The following is a 16670-nucleotide window of genomic DNA, read 5'->3' on the forward strand; positions in this document are numbered from 1 at the left end:
TGTGTACTTACTTGGGATTGTTTTCAAAAAAATGTGGGAGGTGCGTCTGCACCTCCCACTAATTCGGTTATATCGCAAATAATTGAGTCGCTTTATCAGGGTCCGTATCATAAACCTGAAACGCCTCTCCGACTCCCTTGTCGTACTCTCTTAGAACCGTTTCCATCGTAAGATGTGCTAATTCTTTCAAATTATTCTCACGACTAAGGTGTCCCAAATAAATTCTTTTTGTTGCATCACCTAAAATATCGGTCATCACTAAAGCGCCATCTTCATTTGACAAATGGCCTTTATCACCTAAGATTCGTTGTTTCAACGGCCAAGGATATCCCCCCATCCGCAACATTTGTAAATCATGGTTGCTTTCCATGAGATAGGCATCTGCATTGCGAATCACGCCACGTACTTGATCACTACAATACCCTGTGTCCGTAAGCATTACAAAAGATTTTCCATTTTTATTAAATTTATAAAATTGAGGTGCTGCTGCATCATGTGACACACCGAAACTTTCGATGTCCAAGTCACCAAAAGATAAGGTAGCACCCATTTCAAATAAATACTTTTGTTCTACTGGGACATTCCCAATCAATGGATCCATTGCTTCCCATGTTTTTTCATTTGCATAGACAGGCAAATGGTATTTTCGTGCCAACACGCCAACTCCATGTATATGGTCTCGATGTTCATGAGTAACAAAAATGGCATCTAACTCATCAGGTGTTTTTCCGACTTCATTTAGCAAAGAAGTAATTTTTTTGCCACTTAATCCCGCATCAACAAGAATCTTCTTTTTTTCACTTTCTAAATACAAAGAATTTCCTGTACTTCCGCTAGCTAGAATACTCACTTGAAACGCTTTTTGATTCTTCATTTCTCTGAAATCCCTTCTATCAACGCTCTTGTATGAGTATACTCCAACAATTAATAATTTTCTACTTTTCGAACAGATGCATTGGTGATGATTCGGTTACTAAAAGCGTTGACGATTTCAACTTGTTTGGACTTGTCAGCTTTTTCCATTGCAACAAACCAAGCTGGTACATAAACATTCTGTCCACGAACATTTAAAATCAAGGTGTAAGCCAACTGTATCCATTCAATCTTTGATTTTTTAGCAATTCGATTATTGATATATAGTGTATTTATGGCATCTTTTTCCGAATAAAGTTTCATTTTTTCTCGCAATGGAGTCAAATTTTCCACATAAGTTTGCGTGTAATCTTCATTGATGTATTGGTCATTTTCATTGTTAAAGGTGAAAATTAATTGACTGGAAGAATCATTTATGGGAATTCCTTCGTAGCTTTGAGTCGCCATCAGTTCAATTTGGTCATCGCCAAAAGTAGAAAAATGTAGTTGGTACGTATAATCGTTTCCTTTCATTACACGTTTTTTCCAGTAGGCTTGACTGGCTTTTACTAATTGGTCTTTCTCTTGAACGAAAAAACGCTCTGTCATGGTGTGTGTCAATTTGCCCCTGTCAAATTTGGTCATCCCATCATTCAATATTTTTTTATTTGCATTAACATCTTCATTGTAGAGAGCCTGCATCATTGTCGGCGTACCGGAAAGATAGTAGCCTGTCAGGTTTTCACTAGATAACCGACCATCAAACGTAATGTTATCATTATCCAATCGTTGTTCAATCGCTATTTTCTGACTTGATGGTGATATAATGCTTTGATCATTTTTTGAACCCATATAGATATTAATCAGAAAGACATTTACGCCTAAAAAAGCGATGAAAAAAATCCATTCAATTCGCTTAAATCCCATTTTAGTCGCCCTCGCTTTCTTGCAATTCAGTTACCAACGAGTCATGATCCTTCCATTGCTTATCATAATTAATATACCAAGTAGGTACCAAATCCACGACGCCAGTATCCTTGATATCGTTCCATTTATAACCGATAACAATCGCTGTGATTTTCGTCAAATCAGCCCCATGGTTCTTCAAATTTTCCAAAACTTGCCTACTGGCCGGAAGTTCAACTGTTTGATCAGAAGGTATTGGAATTTGAATTGTATTCATATTTGCATCAATCCGAACAGACCACGAATTTGATTGCCGATTTTTTGTAAATTGCGTAGCGACTAACCCTTCTTTATTTGAACTAAAAACAGGGTATCCTTCAACAAAAACACGGTAATCAATCGCATTCCCATTTCGATTCATAAAACGTAAATTACCATAATTTGTTCCCAAATACCGGATGTATTCATAGCTTTCCTTATACAAATTATCATTAATATCTGTCACATTCGTATCGCGAAATTCGACTAAACTGTCCTGTGTTTGTACAGTCATAATTTCTGACTGATCGACAATCATTAAATCAGAACTATCATCACTACTTTTCGCATCAGAAGGATTCGTAAAAAAGCTATCTCTAAAAATAGTATATGATTGAACAGAAGAAATATAACTATATAACTTTAATTTGATGGGCTCATTTGTTAGATACTGGCTGCTAATTAACGATGTATCTGAGACGACTGTATACCAATTGGCTTCACTATCTTTTAACAACGTCTTAATGGTATCAAAGTTTCCTTCAAAAGTTGCTTCAACCTCCGTTTTTTTGATTGAATTTAAAAAACGGAAGGTTCCTGAATCATAATCAATTTGAGCATGGTCAAATTTTAAGTCTTTTTCCTTTATTGCTTGATCCAAAGTTAACTGTAAATGAAAAAGATTGATACATTCAGATAGTGCCATTTCATTCATTAGTGTTAATTCGACACCATTTTTTAATTGGGTTTTCTCATTAAACGCCTCCAAAGTAGGATATTCAATAACGTTTGGATGCGTCATCTTGGTTGACTCAATGGTTTTAACCATTTTTTTTATTAACACTTCTGAGCTCGTTTCTTTTGCACTGCTTTGGGAGACACTCACCAGTTTCAAAGGTAGGAAAACATCGGCTAGACTTCGTGGACTTGCTTCTTTGTCACTGCCTGCTTGGTTACTTTGAGAAGTATTCAAATCGTTCGTCCCCGTTTTATTGCTTGGATTCAACCAGATTAAATAAGATAGATAAAAACTTAACACAATCATCGCAATCAATCCCAAACGAAGTATCATACGTTTCCAACTCATTCCCACCAGTCCTCCTCATATGGCTCATACGGTAAACTTATATAGAATGTTGAGCCATAGTTTTCCTTACTTTCCGCCCAGATTGCGCCACCATGTGCCTTAATCACTTCTCGAGAAATAGCCAATCCAAGACCAGTCCCCCCTTGCTTCCTGGCACGTGCTTTGTCCACTCGATAAAAACGAGTAAAGATTTTTGCTAAATCAACTTTTGGAATCCCCATTCCTTGGTCACGGATGCTCAATAGGATATGGTTGTGGGTTTCTGATAAAGCCACCGTTATGACGCCACCATCTGGTGAGTACTTGATAGCATTATTCATAATATTGTCAATCACCTGAATCATGCGGTCTGTATCCACCTCAACCCATAAATCTCGTTGAGTGAAATCACGACGAATGACATAACGCTTCTCTTCGCTAGTGACCATCATATCGAAACGGTTAAGAACAAAATGAACCAATTCATTAAAATTGACAAATTCCTTTTGCAGTTGCGCATTGCCGCTATCCATTCTTGAAAGGCTTAATAAGTCATTAATCATTCTGATCATTCGGTCTGTTTCATCCAATGTCACTTTTAAAAAGTTGGGAGCAATTTCCTCATCCCGCCAAGCCCCGTCACTCAAAGCTTCTAAATAGCTATGCATACTGGTAAGAGGGGTGCGTAATTCATGGGATACATTCGAAACAAAATCCCGACGTTCCTTTTCCGTTTTTTCTTGTTCAGTCACATCATGAATCACGGCAACAATCCCAGAAATAAAACCGGATTCTCTTCGAATCATAGAAAAATCAACTCTTAAAATTAACTGTCCGCTTTCAACTTCGCTAGACGAGCGATGCAACAACATTTCATTTGAATTTTCCAAAAGCGTACGCAATGTATACTCTTCTTCAATCTCCAATAGTTTTAAGATGGATTGCCCAATGGCTTCCTCTTCATTTTTTTTATCTAACAATGAAAGGGCCATATCATTAATGGTAATGACTTTCCCACGGCGATCGGTAGCAATTACCCCATCGGTCATATGTGATAGCACACTATTCAGACGATTGCGTTCGGATTCAATCGCTTCTTGTGTTTCCTCGATTTGTTCCGCCAGTTGATTAAACGTATCCGCCAACTGACCCAGTTCATCCTGAGCATGAATAGCCACTTTGCCGGAGTAGTCCCCTCTTGCTATTCTAAGAGCCTGTTGCCTCATTTCACCAATTGGTTGTGTAATGGAACGAGCAACAAAAAGAGCAATCACCATTGAAATAAAAGCAGCAATTAACGAAGCAGAGATGAAGATGACCGCAATGTCATTAATTTGATCGTATTCTTTCTCAAGATTGCTCTTGATATAGAGCGCACCTATCACCGCCTCACCCGTTGGAGATTGAATTGGCTGTACATTGATTTGTACGCGGTTGCCGGTCGTTGAATCTACCGTGACAAAGCTTTTCACCGTAAAATCATCCATATCACGATAATCATTTCTTTTTCCAATTGCACTTTGATCATTAACATTCGTAGTTGCCCGAACAATTCCCTTTTCATCAACTACACGCATTTCAATAATTTCTGAATTATTGTCATTATCTAAAAAACGCTGAATGGCTGCATTGGTCGCATTGGTATCATTGTCATCTTGTTTACTCAATTCTGAACTGACCATGTAAGCAACATTGGACGCTTTTGTATTCATATCCGTAATAAAATTATTAATTGTTGAACGTTCTAATCCCCGAATAAAATACGCCCCGATAATCTCGATTGATAAAAGCAAAATCAAGATAAACGTCAGGGCGATTTTAAAGTTCACTGATTGAACGAAGCGAACTTTCGTCTTCATATCGTTTCTTACTCCTGTTCTGGATTACGTAAATAATAGCCAACTCCACGACGAGTCGCCAAGTAATTGGGATGACTAGGATTGTCTTCAATTTTTTCTCGCAAACGTCTCACCGTAACATCGACCGTTCTTACATCACCAAAATAATCATATCCCCATACTGTCTGTAACAGATGTTCACGTGTCATCACTTGGCCAATATGCTTAGCTAAATAGTGCAGTAATTCAAACTCCCGATGTGTTAACTCAATGGCCTCATTGTGTTTTGTTACCATGTAGGCATCGGGATGAATGGTTAAATCACCAATCGTTAATTCCGAATTGGTTTGCTCTTCTGCTTCCTTAGCTGCTGCGGATCCGCGACGTAAGTTTGCTTTTACGCGAGCAACCAACTCTCTATTTGAAAAGGGCTTGGTTACGTAGTCATCTGCTCCTAATTCAAGTCCCAAAACTTTATCAATTTCAGAGTCTTTTGCTGTAACCATAATGATAGGCATATCAAACGTCTTTCGAACTTCACGGGCAACTTCTAAACCATCCATTTTCGGTAGCATCAAATCAAGTAAAATTAAATCTGGTTCGACTTCACGCACTTTTTCAAGGGCTTCTTCCCCATCGTAAGCGGTGAAGATTTCATAACCTTCTTTACTTAAATTAAATTTGACAATATCTGAAATTGGTTTTTCATCATCAACTACTAATATTTTTTTCACTCGGGTTCACCTCGTTTTTTCTTTCCGAATAACTTAACACTTCCATTATACATTATTTTGATTTGTGTTTCATCTTTCCATTTTTTGACGAATCAAATAAAGGAATTACTCTTCATTGATAGGTTATCCCTTCCATCGTCGACGTATCAGGGCAGCTTTCTAATCTGGACAAACCAAAAGAGCCTATCGGTTTGGGGAACCGATAGGCCGGAGTAAAAAATGAAAAAGTGTTAGGGTTGTCTTAAAATAAGACTTTGTTGGTATGGGTAAATACTACCAAGCAAATATGAATAATTTGTGAATTTTTTTTTCGATTTCAGTTAAATTGAGAATCACTAAAAAAAAACACATTAATTGTCCATTAAAAGAACTTCCCTGTGTTGCTTTTCTCTTTTACTGGTATACTAAAATTTAAATAAGCGAAGGTTGGTGAAGTAAATGACAAATTTAATGAACGCAGTTGGGTTTTATCATGCCTTGCCTTTAAGCAATCCTGATAGCTTCCTTGATCTTTCTGTGCCGGTACCAGAAGTAACAGGACATGATTTATTGGTGGAAGTAAGAGCTATTTCAGTCAATCCTGTTGATACAAAACAACGCTTGGTAGAACCCAAAATTGAGAATCAACCACGAATTTTAGGGTTTGATGCTTCTGGTATTGTCAAAAAAGTTGGTCCTAATTGTACGCTATTTGCACCAGGTGATTCGGTTTTTTATGCAGGAGATGTGACGCGCCCAGGTAGCAACAGTCACTACCAACTTGTTGATGAACGAATTGTTGGCAAAAAACCTACGCAAGCCACTTTTGCTGAAGCCGCCGCGATGCCTTTAACCTCTCTCACGGCCTATGAAGCACTTTTCGAGCGATTAGCTATTTCCAAAAACAAGTTAGAAAACAAAGGGAAAAGCATCTTGATTATTGCAGCTAGCGGGGGTGTAGGCTCCATTGCTACCCAACTTGCCAAACATGTTGGTCTAACTGTGATTGGCACAGCCTCACGCCCTGAGACGGTAAAATGGACCAAAGACCACGGAACAGACATCGTATTAAATCATCACCAACCATTACAACCGCAACTAAAAAAGTACGGGTACGACCAGGTTTCTTTTATTCTCTGTTTAAATAATACGGACGCGTATTGGGAGACTATGGCAAGCATGATTGCACCTCAAGGGAAAATCTGTTCCATAGTTGAAAACGAGTCGCCACTCGAGTTAGGCAAATTAAAAAGCAAAAGTGCTACCTTTGTTTGGGAATTTATGTTTACCAAAGCCATGTATCAAACACCTGATCTACTTTCTCAACATGACATACTAACGACAATCAGCCAGTTATTGGATCAAGGAGTCATCCAAACAACGCTTTCTGAGACTATCCATCCCATCTCTGCAGCAACAATGCGACAAGCTCATAGAAAAATTGAGAGCGGTCAAATGATTGGTAAATTGGTATTGGAAAATTACTAAAAAAAGGTGTGCAACGGTTGAATAAAACCATTGCACACCTTTTTATATTTTTTTGCGATTCATCAAGCCAATGCTTGCGAATAATCCACCAAAAATAGCCAGCACTGTAAATCCAATTGACCATCCAAAAGAACGAAAACTCATTTTTCCTTGGACAAATGCCATATTTTTTGAGACCAAACTAATGGGATTGTAGCGTGTTAGTTGATCAAAAAAAGCCAGAAAAAATAACAGTCCGACAACACCCATAACAACCAGTAGTCCTCCATATGAGCTTCGAATAAGGATAGAAGAAAAAAGAAGAAGCGTAAGTAAAAAGATGCCAAAAAGCCATAATGCAAGCACTCCTTTTAATACATGGGGGGAAGCATTATCAGGAAAATAAAACCGAGTGTACCCATACGTCACTGCAAAACAGCAGACCAAACTAAGTGTCCACTGAATGAACATGTTCAACCACTTCGCCAACACAATTACCTCCCGTTGCAATCCTTTTGTTACAAAAGGAATCAACGTTCCCTTCATTAGTTCCCCACTGACACATTGATGATAAAGTAGACAAAAAACAAGAAGCCCTAATTGATTCACATTTTTATAAAACTGAACCCAAGAATCAACCGATGTCGGTTTTGGTACGGAAATAGTCATCTTACTATCAGTTACCAGTTGAAGTAATTCTGGCGTAAACTTCGCCGTCAATGGACTCAATACACCGAAAAAAAAGAAAAGACTAACTAAAATCAATCCCTTTGTCGTTCGCCAACTTTCAACCCACTCTTTTCTAGTAAACACCAACAATTGTCTCATTTCGTCACCTCCAAAAAGATTTCATCTAATGTAGGCTCGATTGCTTCGAAACGCAGAGGAGCTATTTTTTGTTCAACAAATAAAGAGGATAGTTGATAGGCAACTTTCTGATAGGATCCTTGATAAAATAAGGTCATTGTTCGAGAATTTTCTGTTTGAATCATAGTAATCTCAGTCAAGTTTTTGATTGTTTCATACCAACTCTGCATGATCTTTTCAGATTCCCATTCCAATCGGATTTTGGGTGTCGTATAGGTTGCTTTCAACTGATCCAAAGTCCCATACGCCATAATTTTTTGCTGATGCAAAATACCTACGTGATCACAAATGCGCTCCACATCTGATAAAATATGCGTCGAAAAAAGGATGGTCATGTCCTTTTTTAAGGATTGCAATAATGCTAAAAAATCATGCCTTCCCGTTGGATCCAACGCAGAGGTTGGCTCATCACAAATTAAGATTTCTGGATTATTTAATAGCGCCTGTGCAATACCAAGCCGCTGCTTCATACCTCTGGAGAAGCCACCAATTTTATTTTTGGCATCCGCTAAACCCACTTTTGCTAACATTTCTTTCACTTTCTGCTCACGTTCTGCCTTTGGTATGCCAGTAATTTGAGCACATAGTTGCAAGTATTCCGGTGCTTTCATATAGGAATAAAATGCAGGTACGTCAGGCAAATAGCCAGTAAAACGATTGGTTTTTGTTTCCCCATAATGGACCTGTTCCTGATTGATAAAAATGGTGCCACAGTCTGCACGTTCGAGCCCAACTAATAGTTTCATCAATGTCGTTTTCCCCGCACCATTTTCCCCAACCAAACCAAAAATTGTCCCTTTTGGAATAACTAAATCAATGGCTTCGAGAACCGGCTTTTTTTGAAATGATTTTGTGAGTCCGTTGATCTCAATCGCATTCATTCGGCATCATCCCTTCCAAAAATAAAGTAGCAAATTGGACCGACAATTTGAAAAAAAATAACAATCAATAACCAAAAAACACGGTTTCCCACACGATAGCGCTTATGCTTCAAAATGTGCCAAACAGCTGTCACCATCAACCCTATCTCCACTAAAATAATCGGCAGTAATAGTGGCCAGTATTCAAAAAAAAGCTGCATTTTATTCATCCGCTTCTCCCCTTTTCTTTAATCGTTTTAGACGTCCCAAATAGCGCTGAAATTCTTCACTTGATTGATAGTTTATAAATGCAGGATGTTGTTCAAAGAGCTGTACTAGTGAAGTTTGAATAAGCGGCCATTCTCTAGGTGTTTGATTACCTAAAATTAATTCATCAATCCACTGATCTACATTTATAAAGTAAGCATCCGCATGAAGAATCGTCGGAGATTGAGAAGTCTCCATTAGTGTTACAAGTTGATGAAATTGACGGCAAACAGCTTCTCCTAAACCGAGTTGCGCAAAGCCAACTGTACTAGCGGACAAAAAAGAAACGACCAACAACGGATGAACTTTTTTAAAATTATACGTATCAATAATCTCCTCCGTTTGTCTGACTGTAATTTTAAATTTTTCTGGCTGATTGAGTAATAGTTGAAGATAGTTCGTCGTCAAATTGATTAGAAGACAAATATACTGATACAACGCAGTCTGATAAATAGCATCCGCCACTTTTTCTTCGCCTTTTAATTGAAATGCGCTTGCAATCAAGGTTTCGGCCGGTAGAATGGTTGGAACTTTTTCTCCCAGCAGAATGAGCACTTCCTCAGGGCGCTGCAATAGAAGCAAAAGATAGCCTTCAAGCTTCAAAGATTGGTCGATTACTTCACGCTCAGTGGATTTCTGTCGAACATGGACAAAAAGTTGCTTGATTTCCTCAAGATACCGTTGTCTTTGATTGGAATCATTGCTTTGGGGCAATTGATCCAAATGATTCAACAACAAAATGCCCATCTGGAGAACCAATGGATAACAATTATAGTATCGCCTCGTAAACTGCCGAATTTCTTCTAGCGCACTGGGATCAGATACTTGTTCTAAAGCAACCGAAAATGATTGATAAAAATGGCGAATTTCTTCTTTTGATAATTGAGCATTATCATTTACTAATTCGTCAATTGTCACATTAAAATAAGCAGCAATCATTGGCAATAACGTGATATCTGGGTAACTTTTCCCAGTCTCCCACTTTGAAATTGCCGCTTTGGAAACACCTAAAAAATCTGCAAGCTCCTGTTGTGTTTTCTTTTGTTTTCCGCGTTCTTGGCTAATCTTTTGTCCAATGCCAATCTCCATTTCAGTTCACCTCTTATGCTAATAGTATCAGGAGTTCCATTGAAAAAAAAGCGAGCGTTTGTAAACAATTCAACTCCTTTATCAACTAAATGGAAACATCAGGCTGTTCTTGCCAACAGTTCTTACCAGTGGTAAAGTAAATGAAAAGAAAAGTAAATTTAGGAGGTTCTAAATGAGAACGATTACATTTATTTATAGTATAGATGCAAAGGGCATTCCCCCTATTGGAACCGTTAAAACGAATCTTGGTCCCTTTTTCACCCCCATCGGTGAAAAAAAATTTCAAGAACAACTGACAAATTTTTTTAGTCCTGATTGGCACATTTCTTATATTAGCTTTCCAATCACACAAACAACTATGCCAGATGGAGACGTTGTTATTTACAACGAGAGTACGTCACCTTATCTTGATCAAAAAATAAAAGAGCAGGCCCTCTTTGTCCCGAGCCGCTATTTTATAACGAAAGATTTCCTTGCCATTCGACAATTCATTGAAGATTTTGCAAAAGAGCAAGATAGGCAAGGCTAAATAAGAAAGGCTACAACAAGTTTTAGATTCGCGTACTTCACGAACCTAAAACTTGTGTAGCCTTTCTTTTACCATCTTTTGCTAGTTGAAACAGAACTCGTACCACAAAATAAGAACTTTATTTTTAACGTTATTCAATTATTACTGTACTAACCAAAGGAGTGATTGTTTTTTCACCTAACCAATTCTTGTTGAGTCTTCGGCGTTTATTTGTTTCCGTAAAGCTTTGTACTCAACATTTCCATCGTATCAAATAAACGTGTTCCATAATCCATAAAATCATCGTAGGCAACGGTGTAAACACGATCGTTTTTTATTGCTTTAACCTCTTGTAATAGCGCCTCGCCTTTGATACTATCTACTGCCGTTTCGTCCATCGCTTTGTTTCGATCGGCAGTGACATAGAGAATGATATCTGGGTTTGTTTGAATAATCGTCTCTAAAGAAGGTGAAGCACTTTTCCCTTCAATGGCTGGTTTCACATTCAATTCACGTAACATACTGCTTTGAATGCTTTCTGAAATATTGAAGATCGAAAAAGTCGATTTTGTTGAATCAAATGCCACGATTGGCAATAAGGTCAATTCTTCTGTACCTTTCTTTTCTGATACTTGTTTCTCTACTGTAGCTAGGCGTTTTTCTAATTGCTTCGCATAGGTTTCTGCAGTAACTTGTTTATTGAAAATCTCACCTAAATGGCGAACATCTTCAATAATTGTTGTTAGCTGCGGCTTATCTTTCATATTACTCGCTTCTTGCAGATAAGTTTGAATTCCCAAATCATTGTAACTAGCTATCGAACCAATCGCATCATCGGTAAATGCCATCGCACGACCAATCACAACATCTGGGTTTTTTTCCGCAATTTTTTCTTTTGAAACAGTCATTTTGTCTCCAACAACCGGCAACGAATCCACTTCTTTTGCATAGGTACCTGTCACTTGATTATCTGGTTGCATTATGCCTACAATTTTTTCTTTTAACCCTAAAGCTAGCAATAGCTCCGTCGAAGACAAATTATTCGTTACTACTCGTTCAGGTTCTTTTTCAAAAGTCTGTTCATGGTTTTTTCCATCATTGTCCAAAACAGACAGACTGAGCGGATATTTGGTTTGCTTTTCATCTTGTGAATTCATTGTCGTACTGGCTTTCGTTGACGAATCAGTTGCTTGCTCATTTGATGAACAAGCAGCTAAAATAAATACGGCTCCAACGATTCCAAAACTTGTCAGATATTTTTTCATTTGTTTCCCCCAATATGATTTAGTAATAACTAATTTGCAAGTGGTTGGTTTTTGAATCTAGTGAAACTTCACAATCCACTTCATAAATATCTTTAATCACTTCTTTCGTGATAATGTCGTTTGGTTTTCCTTCATAACGAATAAAACCATCTTTCAAAAAATAAAGGTAGTCACAAAATTGGGCAGCCAAAGAAAGGTCATGCAAAGCAGCTAGAGCATTCAAATTTAATTGCCTGATTAATTTCAATAATTCTAATTGATACTTGATATCGAGATGATTACTAGGTTCATCAAGGATCATTAACGATGGATTCTGAACAATTGCCCGTGCCATTGTTACACGTTGTTGTTCTCCTCCTGAAAGATTGGCAACCGCTCGTTTTCTTAGTCCAACTAGGCCAGTCTTTTCCAATGCATCTTCAACAAGCTGCCAGTCTTCGGGATGTAGTTTTTCAAGAGCTTTTAAATGCGGGCTACGTCCCATTAAAACAACCTCTTCGACCGTAAAATCAAAACTGTTTTGTTGAAATTGTGAAACAACTGCCATTTTTTGCGCTATTTTTTTGGATGGAATTTCTGTTAGATTTTGATTATCTAGAAAAATCGTCCCATTTTGAGGACGTAGGATTCGATAAATGGCCTTCAAAAGAGTGGATTTCCCACTACCATTAGGACCCAACAACGCCGTAAATGAATGATTCATTACGTTTAAACTCACGTCTTGAATAATCGATTGCCTCGCGATTGATACAGCCAAATGTTCGACTCTTAAATCCACACCTGTGTTCTCCTATTCTTTAAATTGGTAATTTTTCCGGACTAGTATCCAAGCAAAGAAAGGTGCACCAATCATCGAAGTAAAAATTCCGATAGGCAACTCTACATTTGCAATGAGCGTTCGAGCCAACATATCCATATTTACTAAAAAAATGGCACCTACCAGCATAGAGACAGGGAGTAATTTATGATGATTGGGTCCAACCATCGCTCTTGAAATATGCGGGATGATCAAGCCAACAAAGCCAATAATGCCACAAGTAGATACTAAAATACCTGTTAATAAAGCAACTACAATTAGATAAGTATTACGATATGCACTCACTCTAAGGCCTAAAGTAATAGCCGTTTCTTCCCCTTGTAACAATAAATTCAGTGTACGCGACTGCGTGATGAAATAGAAACCGCCTAGTATAACAGCAATTGCTGGTAAAGTCAGATTTTCCCACCTTGTGGATGCGAGTGAGCTCATCGTCCAGAAAGTCACTCGACTCACAGTCGAATCATCGCCAGCAAAAACCATGATAAAATTAGCAGTTGACGTGCAAAGTGCATTCATGATAGTTCCAGATAAGATTAGCTTCGTCGTTGTCATTTTGCTACGATAGGATGCAAGTCCAATGACACCGATACTTGCCACCAATGCACCCAAAAAGGCTGTCACAGCTAACCCGTTGGCTGATGCAATCCCACCAATAAAAGAACCCCCTAAAATGATAAATACAGTCGCTCCTAAATAGCCGCCAGCGGATATGCCTAATAAAAAAGGCTCGGCTAAAGGATTTTGAACCACAGCTTGCATCACTACGCCACAAAGTGCTAGCCCCGCCCCTAAAAGAACCCCCAGAAGAACGCGTGGCATCCGTATTTGCCAAATAACACCTGAAAATATTTTATTCGACGGTTCTTGGTGACTCAGTTTTTCCAAAAAAAACGTGTAAGTATCTGCTAATGGAATATGTAAGGTTCCTAAACTAATTCCCAACAAAATGGACACACATAATAAAAACACCAATAAAATAAAACCTAAAGAAGTTTTGAAAACTTGCATTTTGTCACCTCAAAACAAAAAAATTCACTTATTTTAAAATCAACCCTTTCTATTCAAAGATTATTGTACTACAATTAATTGATAATGATTATCATTTTCAATTATAAAGTTGTTCTCTTCTTTTTACAAGAAATTTTTGGGAAAGCTTTTTTAGGAGGTTACAATGTGCAAATCGAAACAATGCATTTAAAGGGATATGAAACGAAAATTATTTTACCTAGCGGCTATCATGAACAATACCGCTATCCTGTTATCTACCTACACGATGGGGGCAATGGCGCCATTCAAGTTTTGAATCAAATTGAGCACTTGATTCAATCAAAACAAATCGCCCCCATCATTCTTGTCGGAGTCACTCCAATTAACCGCAATGATGATTACACGCCTTGGCCCGCCGATGCGATGCTTCCAAATCAACCCCAGCTTGGTGGAAAAGCTGCATTATATTTGGATACCCTTGTCCAGACAATTAAACCTGCAATTGATACTCATTTTTCAACAAATCCACTACCTGAAGCAACAACGATTGCCGGATGTTCGTTTGGTGGACTGGTTTCATTTTTTGCCTCTTATTACGCTTCTGAGATATTCGGCAACTATATATTTCTGTCCGCCTCATTTTGGTATGAACATGCACTAGATTATTTAAATGGTCAAACTTTTACGATATTGGAAAAACGTTACCAAAAACCAACTGTTGTCCGTGCTAACCAAAGATTATTCTTATATGTTGGAGAAATTGAAGGAATCTATCGACAAACAAATCAAAAATATATGCTTGATTACAATAAAAAAGCCTTCGAACTTTTGAAGAACGAAGGCTTTGATAAAAAAGCAATGAAACTGATGACTGATCCTGAAGGCACTCATGATGCTTATTATTTTGCTAAATATTTCTTAGAAGCATTAAAATGGTTGTTTCCTAGCTCTGAAAAGCAAGAATAGCCTGTCCAATACATTGAACTCAATCTTGCCCGCCACTCGGAAACACACACAATTGGGGAAACAGTTCATCTTTCCGATTCTTTGAAAGCATTGACTGGAATAACATCAATCACATTCGTTGCAATCGTGTCAATAAACCGTGCATCATGTTCGACAACTATCATTGTTGGCTGAATCATTTGAATGACCTGTTCAATTTGCTGATGATTAAATACATCTAAATAATTTAATGGTTCATCCCAAATAAACAATTCAGCCGGCGTTGCAAGTGATTTTGCTAACTCTACTCGTTTTCTTTGCCCCATACTCATTTGTTCAATCCGAGTATGAAAAACGGTTCGCTCTACACCTAACTTAAAAAGATTGTTGAGTAAGTCTGCATAAACCAAGCCATTCTCTTCGGCAAATTCAGCCAAAGTTCCGCGATTATCTTCATAATTTTGGCGAACAGTGCTAATTGTAATCCCTTTAGGAATAGTCAAGTTTCCTTGCAGATTCCCTGAGAAAGTTCCTAAGATTGCCGCTAGAAGCGTTGTTTTCCCTGAACCATTTCCCCCTCGCAAAGCGAAACGTTGGCCTTGCTCGATTTCAAATGAAAGTGGCCGGAACAATGGATAATCGTAACCTAACTGAACCTTCTCGGCAGAAACGAGCATTCGGTGATGCGTTTTCCGAGCTTGCATTGTCAATGGGTCAACGTATTCAATGTCTTTCAGCAATTGTTCCTTCTCGTTTGCTTGCTCTTCCATCCGTTTGACGATGGCTTTGGAACGTTTCATGGTCCGGGCAGCACGTGCCCCGATTGCTCCCGTATCAAAGATTCCACCACTCCCTAATTTTTTAGGAGAACCCAATTTATCGCGTTCTTTTGAGCGTGACCATTCCGCCTTTTCAGCAGCAGTGTGTTTTAGGCGGCCAATTTCTTTTTTTATTTTGGTATTTTGATTTTGTTCAAATTGATCGCGCATGGCTTTTTGTTTCTCATAAACAGAAAAGTTTCCATTGTAAAGAATCAATTGGCTTTTTTCAATCGCCAGTACATGATCAACCACTTCATCTACAAAGGCTCGATCGTGGCTAACCAGGATAAACCCCATTTTCTTTGATTGTAAATAGGACACAACTTGTTGGCGAGCAATTTGATCCAAATGATTAGTTGGCTCATCAATTAACGGATAATTTTGCTCATCAACAAATAGAACAGCTAACAATACTTTTGTTTGTTCGCCACCTGATAACGTATCAAAAGGCCGCCACAAACTACTCTCATCAACAGCCAATAGCCGGAGCTCACGTTCAATTTTCCATTGATCCACGCTACAAAGAGCTTGTAAAACATCATAGGTACTTTGTTGTTTATCAATCACTGTTTGAGGGAAATAATGAAATGTTTGCTCATGTTGAATCACACCTTTAAAAGGTAACTCGTTTTGTAGCAGCTTCAAAAGAGTCGTTTTCCCACGACCATTACGCCCAATCAGGCCCAATTTCCACTCCGTTTGTAATTTTAACGAAGTATCATTGAAAATAGTTTTTTCTTGGCTATCATAGCCAAACGTAACATGTTTTAATTGAATAGTTGACATAAAATTCCTCATTTCAATTTTTGCAAGCTTACGGTTATCTTCAAGATTCATCTGAGGACGCAAAAAAAGACCCTCTATTGAATAACATGTCCAATCTTGAAGATCTGCACACCTGTCCCTTGTCAGAACTTAGGCCTTAATGCAGCTTCAACAAATTGGATTAGTTAATCAATAGAGGATCCCTCACTTTCTAGTATTAGTTAAACACAGAAGTAAAAAATAGACAAGAATTTCACACAAAAAAATAGGTGGACTCGCTTAATTAGCTAGCCTCTATTTTTCTTTACCCCTATACTAATTAGTAGGACAAGGAACAGCCTTTACTATTCTTAGAAACAGGAGATGATTTAGTCAT

At 38.1% G+C, this 16670-nt stretch carries 16 protein-coding genes; 3 read left to right on the forward strand and 13 right to left on the reverse strand.

Annotation, left to right across the window (positions count from 1 at the left end):
* Positions 1-67: 67 nt before the first annotated feature.
* The 5 genes from ACFSR0_RS02185 to yycF are packed head-to-tail and all read right to left on the reverse strand — an operon-like array spanning position 68 to position 5654.
* Positions 68-874: an MBL fold metallo-hydrolase gene (locus ACFSR0_RS02185; RefSeq protein ID WP_379979459.1), complete on the reverse strand. Its 807-nt coding sequence runs from the start codon at positions 872-874 to the stop codon at positions 68-70.
* Positions 875-924: 50 nt separating this feature from the next.
* The gene (locus tag ACFSR0_RS02190) at positions 925-1779 is read right to left on the reverse strand and encodes a two-component system regulatory protein YycI (protein ID WP_379979461.1); all 855 of its coding nucleotides are present in this window, start codon (positions 1777-1779) and stop codon (positions 925-927) included.
* A 1-nt stretch (position 1780) separates the two neighbouring features.
* A complete protein-coding gene (locus ACFSR0_RS02195; RefSeq protein WP_379979463.1) occupies positions 1781-3103 on the reverse strand; it encodes a YycH family regulatory protein in 1323 nt (440 codons plus the stop codon).
* Positions 3100-4941 carry a cell wall metabolism sensor histidine kinase WalK gene (gene walK, locus ACFSR0_RS02200; RefSeq protein WP_379979465.1) on the reverse strand — a complete coding sequence of 614 codons (1842 nt, stop codon included), beginning with the start codon at positions 4939-4941 and terminating at the stop codon, positions 3100-3102. Before walK ends, ACFSR0_RS02195 begins: the two co-directional genes overlap by 4 nt.
* 8 nt (positions 4942-4949) lie before the next feature.
* A complete protein-coding gene (gene yycF / locus ACFSR0_RS02205) occupies positions 4950-5654 on the reverse strand; it encodes a response regulator YycF (RefSeq protein ID WP_379979467.1) in 705 nt (234 codons plus the stop codon).
* A gap of 438 nt (positions 5655-6092) precedes the next feature.
* Between yycF and ACFSR0_RS02210 the strand changes: the two genes are divergently transcribed.
* Positions 6093-7121: a zinc-binding alcohol dehydrogenase family protein gene (locus tag ACFSR0_RS02210; RefSeq protein WP_379979469.1), complete on the forward strand. Its 1029-nt coding sequence runs from the start codon at positions 6093-6095 to the stop codon at positions 7119-7121.
* 42 nt (positions 7122-7163) lie between these two features.
* Here ACFSR0_RS02210 and ACFSR0_RS02215 read toward each other — a convergent pair whose 3' ends face one another.
* From ACFSR0_RS02215 to ACFSR0_RS02230, 4 genes are read right to left on the reverse strand one after another with little or no spacing between them, the layout of a single operon-like run.
* Positions 7164-7928 carry an ABC transporter permease gene (locus ACFSR0_RS02215; protein ID WP_379979471.1) on the reverse strand — a complete coding sequence of 255 codons (765 nt, stop codon included), beginning with the start codon at positions 7926-7928 and terminating at the stop codon, positions 7164-7166.
* Positions 7925-8848, reverse strand: a complete 924-nt coding sequence (locus tag ACFSR0_RS02220) for an ABC transporter ATP-binding protein (RefSeq protein WP_379979473.1) — start codon at positions 8846-8848, stop codon at positions 7925-7927. Before ACFSR0_RS02220 ends, ACFSR0_RS02215 begins: the two co-directional genes overlap by 4 nt.
* On the reverse strand, positions 8845-9057 hold the full coding sequence (locus tag ACFSR0_RS02225; RefSeq protein WP_379979475.1) for a PLD nuclease N-terminal domain-containing protein: 213 nt from the start codon (positions 9055-9057) through the stop codon (positions 8845-8847). The genes ACFSR0_RS02220 and ACFSR0_RS02225 overlap by 4 nt, the downstream gene beginning before the upstream one ends.
* Positions 9050-10183 carry a helix-turn-helix domain-containing protein gene (locus ACFSR0_RS02230; protein ID WP_379979477.1) on the reverse strand — a complete coding sequence of 378 codons (1134 nt, stop codon included), beginning with the start codon at positions 10181-10183 and terminating at the stop codon, positions 9050-9052. The genes ACFSR0_RS02225 and ACFSR0_RS02230 overlap by 8 nt, the downstream gene beginning before the upstream one ends.
* Before the next feature lie 172 nt (positions 10184-10355).
* Here ACFSR0_RS02230 and ACFSR0_RS02235 point away from each other — a divergent pair, with 172 nt between their 5' ends.
* On the forward strand, positions 10356-10712 hold the full coding sequence (locus ACFSR0_RS02235) for a hypothetical protein (protein WP_379979479.1): 357 nt from the start codon (positions 10356-10358) through the stop codon (positions 10710-10712).
* 206 nt (positions 10713-10918) lie between these two features.
* Here the strand turns inward: ACFSR0_RS02235 and ACFSR0_RS02240 are convergent, their stop codons facing one another.
* The 3 genes from ACFSR0_RS02240 to ACFSR0_RS02250 are packed head-to-tail and all read right to left on the reverse strand — an operon-like array spanning position 10919 to position 13784.
* Positions 10919-11956 (reverse strand): ABC transporter substrate-binding protein, encoded by a 1038-nt coding sequence (locus ACFSR0_RS02240; RefSeq protein ID WP_379979481.1) that lies wholly within the window; start codon positions 11954-11956, stop codon positions 10919-10921.
* Positions 11957-11975: 19 nt separating this feature from the next.
* Positions 11976-12734 carry an ABC transporter ATP-binding protein gene (locus ACFSR0_RS02245; RefSeq protein ID WP_379979483.1) on the reverse strand — a complete coding sequence of 253 codons (759 nt, stop codon included), beginning with the start codon at positions 12732-12734 and terminating at the stop codon, positions 11976-11978.
* A 12-nt stretch (positions 12735-12746) separates the two neighbouring features.
* Complete coding sequence (locus tag ACFSR0_RS02250; RefSeq protein WP_379979485.1) at positions 12747-13784, reverse strand: FecCD family ABC transporter permease; 1038 nt, start codon at positions 13782-13784, stop codon at positions 12747-12749.
* 165 nt (positions 13785-13949) lie between these two features.
* On the opposite strand from ACFSR0_RS02250, the gene ACFSR0_RS02255 reads away from it, so the two are divergent.
* The gene (locus tag ACFSR0_RS02255) at positions 13950-14729 is read left to right on the forward strand and encodes an alpha/beta hydrolase (protein WP_379979487.1); all 780 of its coding nucleotides are present in this window, start codon (positions 13950-13952) and stop codon (positions 14727-14729) included.
* A 65-nt stretch (positions 14730-14794) separates the two neighbouring features.
* Here ACFSR0_RS02255 and abc-f read toward each other — a convergent pair whose 3' ends face one another.
* Positions 14795-16315 carry a ribosomal protection-like ABC-F family protein gene (gene abc-f, locus ACFSR0_RS02260; protein ID WP_379979489.1) on the reverse strand — a complete coding sequence of 507 codons (1521 nt, stop codon included), beginning with the start codon at positions 16313-16315 and terminating at the stop codon, positions 14795-14797.
* Positions 16316-16670: the final 355 nt, after the last annotated feature.

Source organism: Enterococcus camelliae (assembly GCF_042685105.1).
GTDB lineage: Bacteria > Bacillota > Bacilli > Lactobacillales > Enterococcaceae > Enterococcus_G > Enterococcus_G camelliae.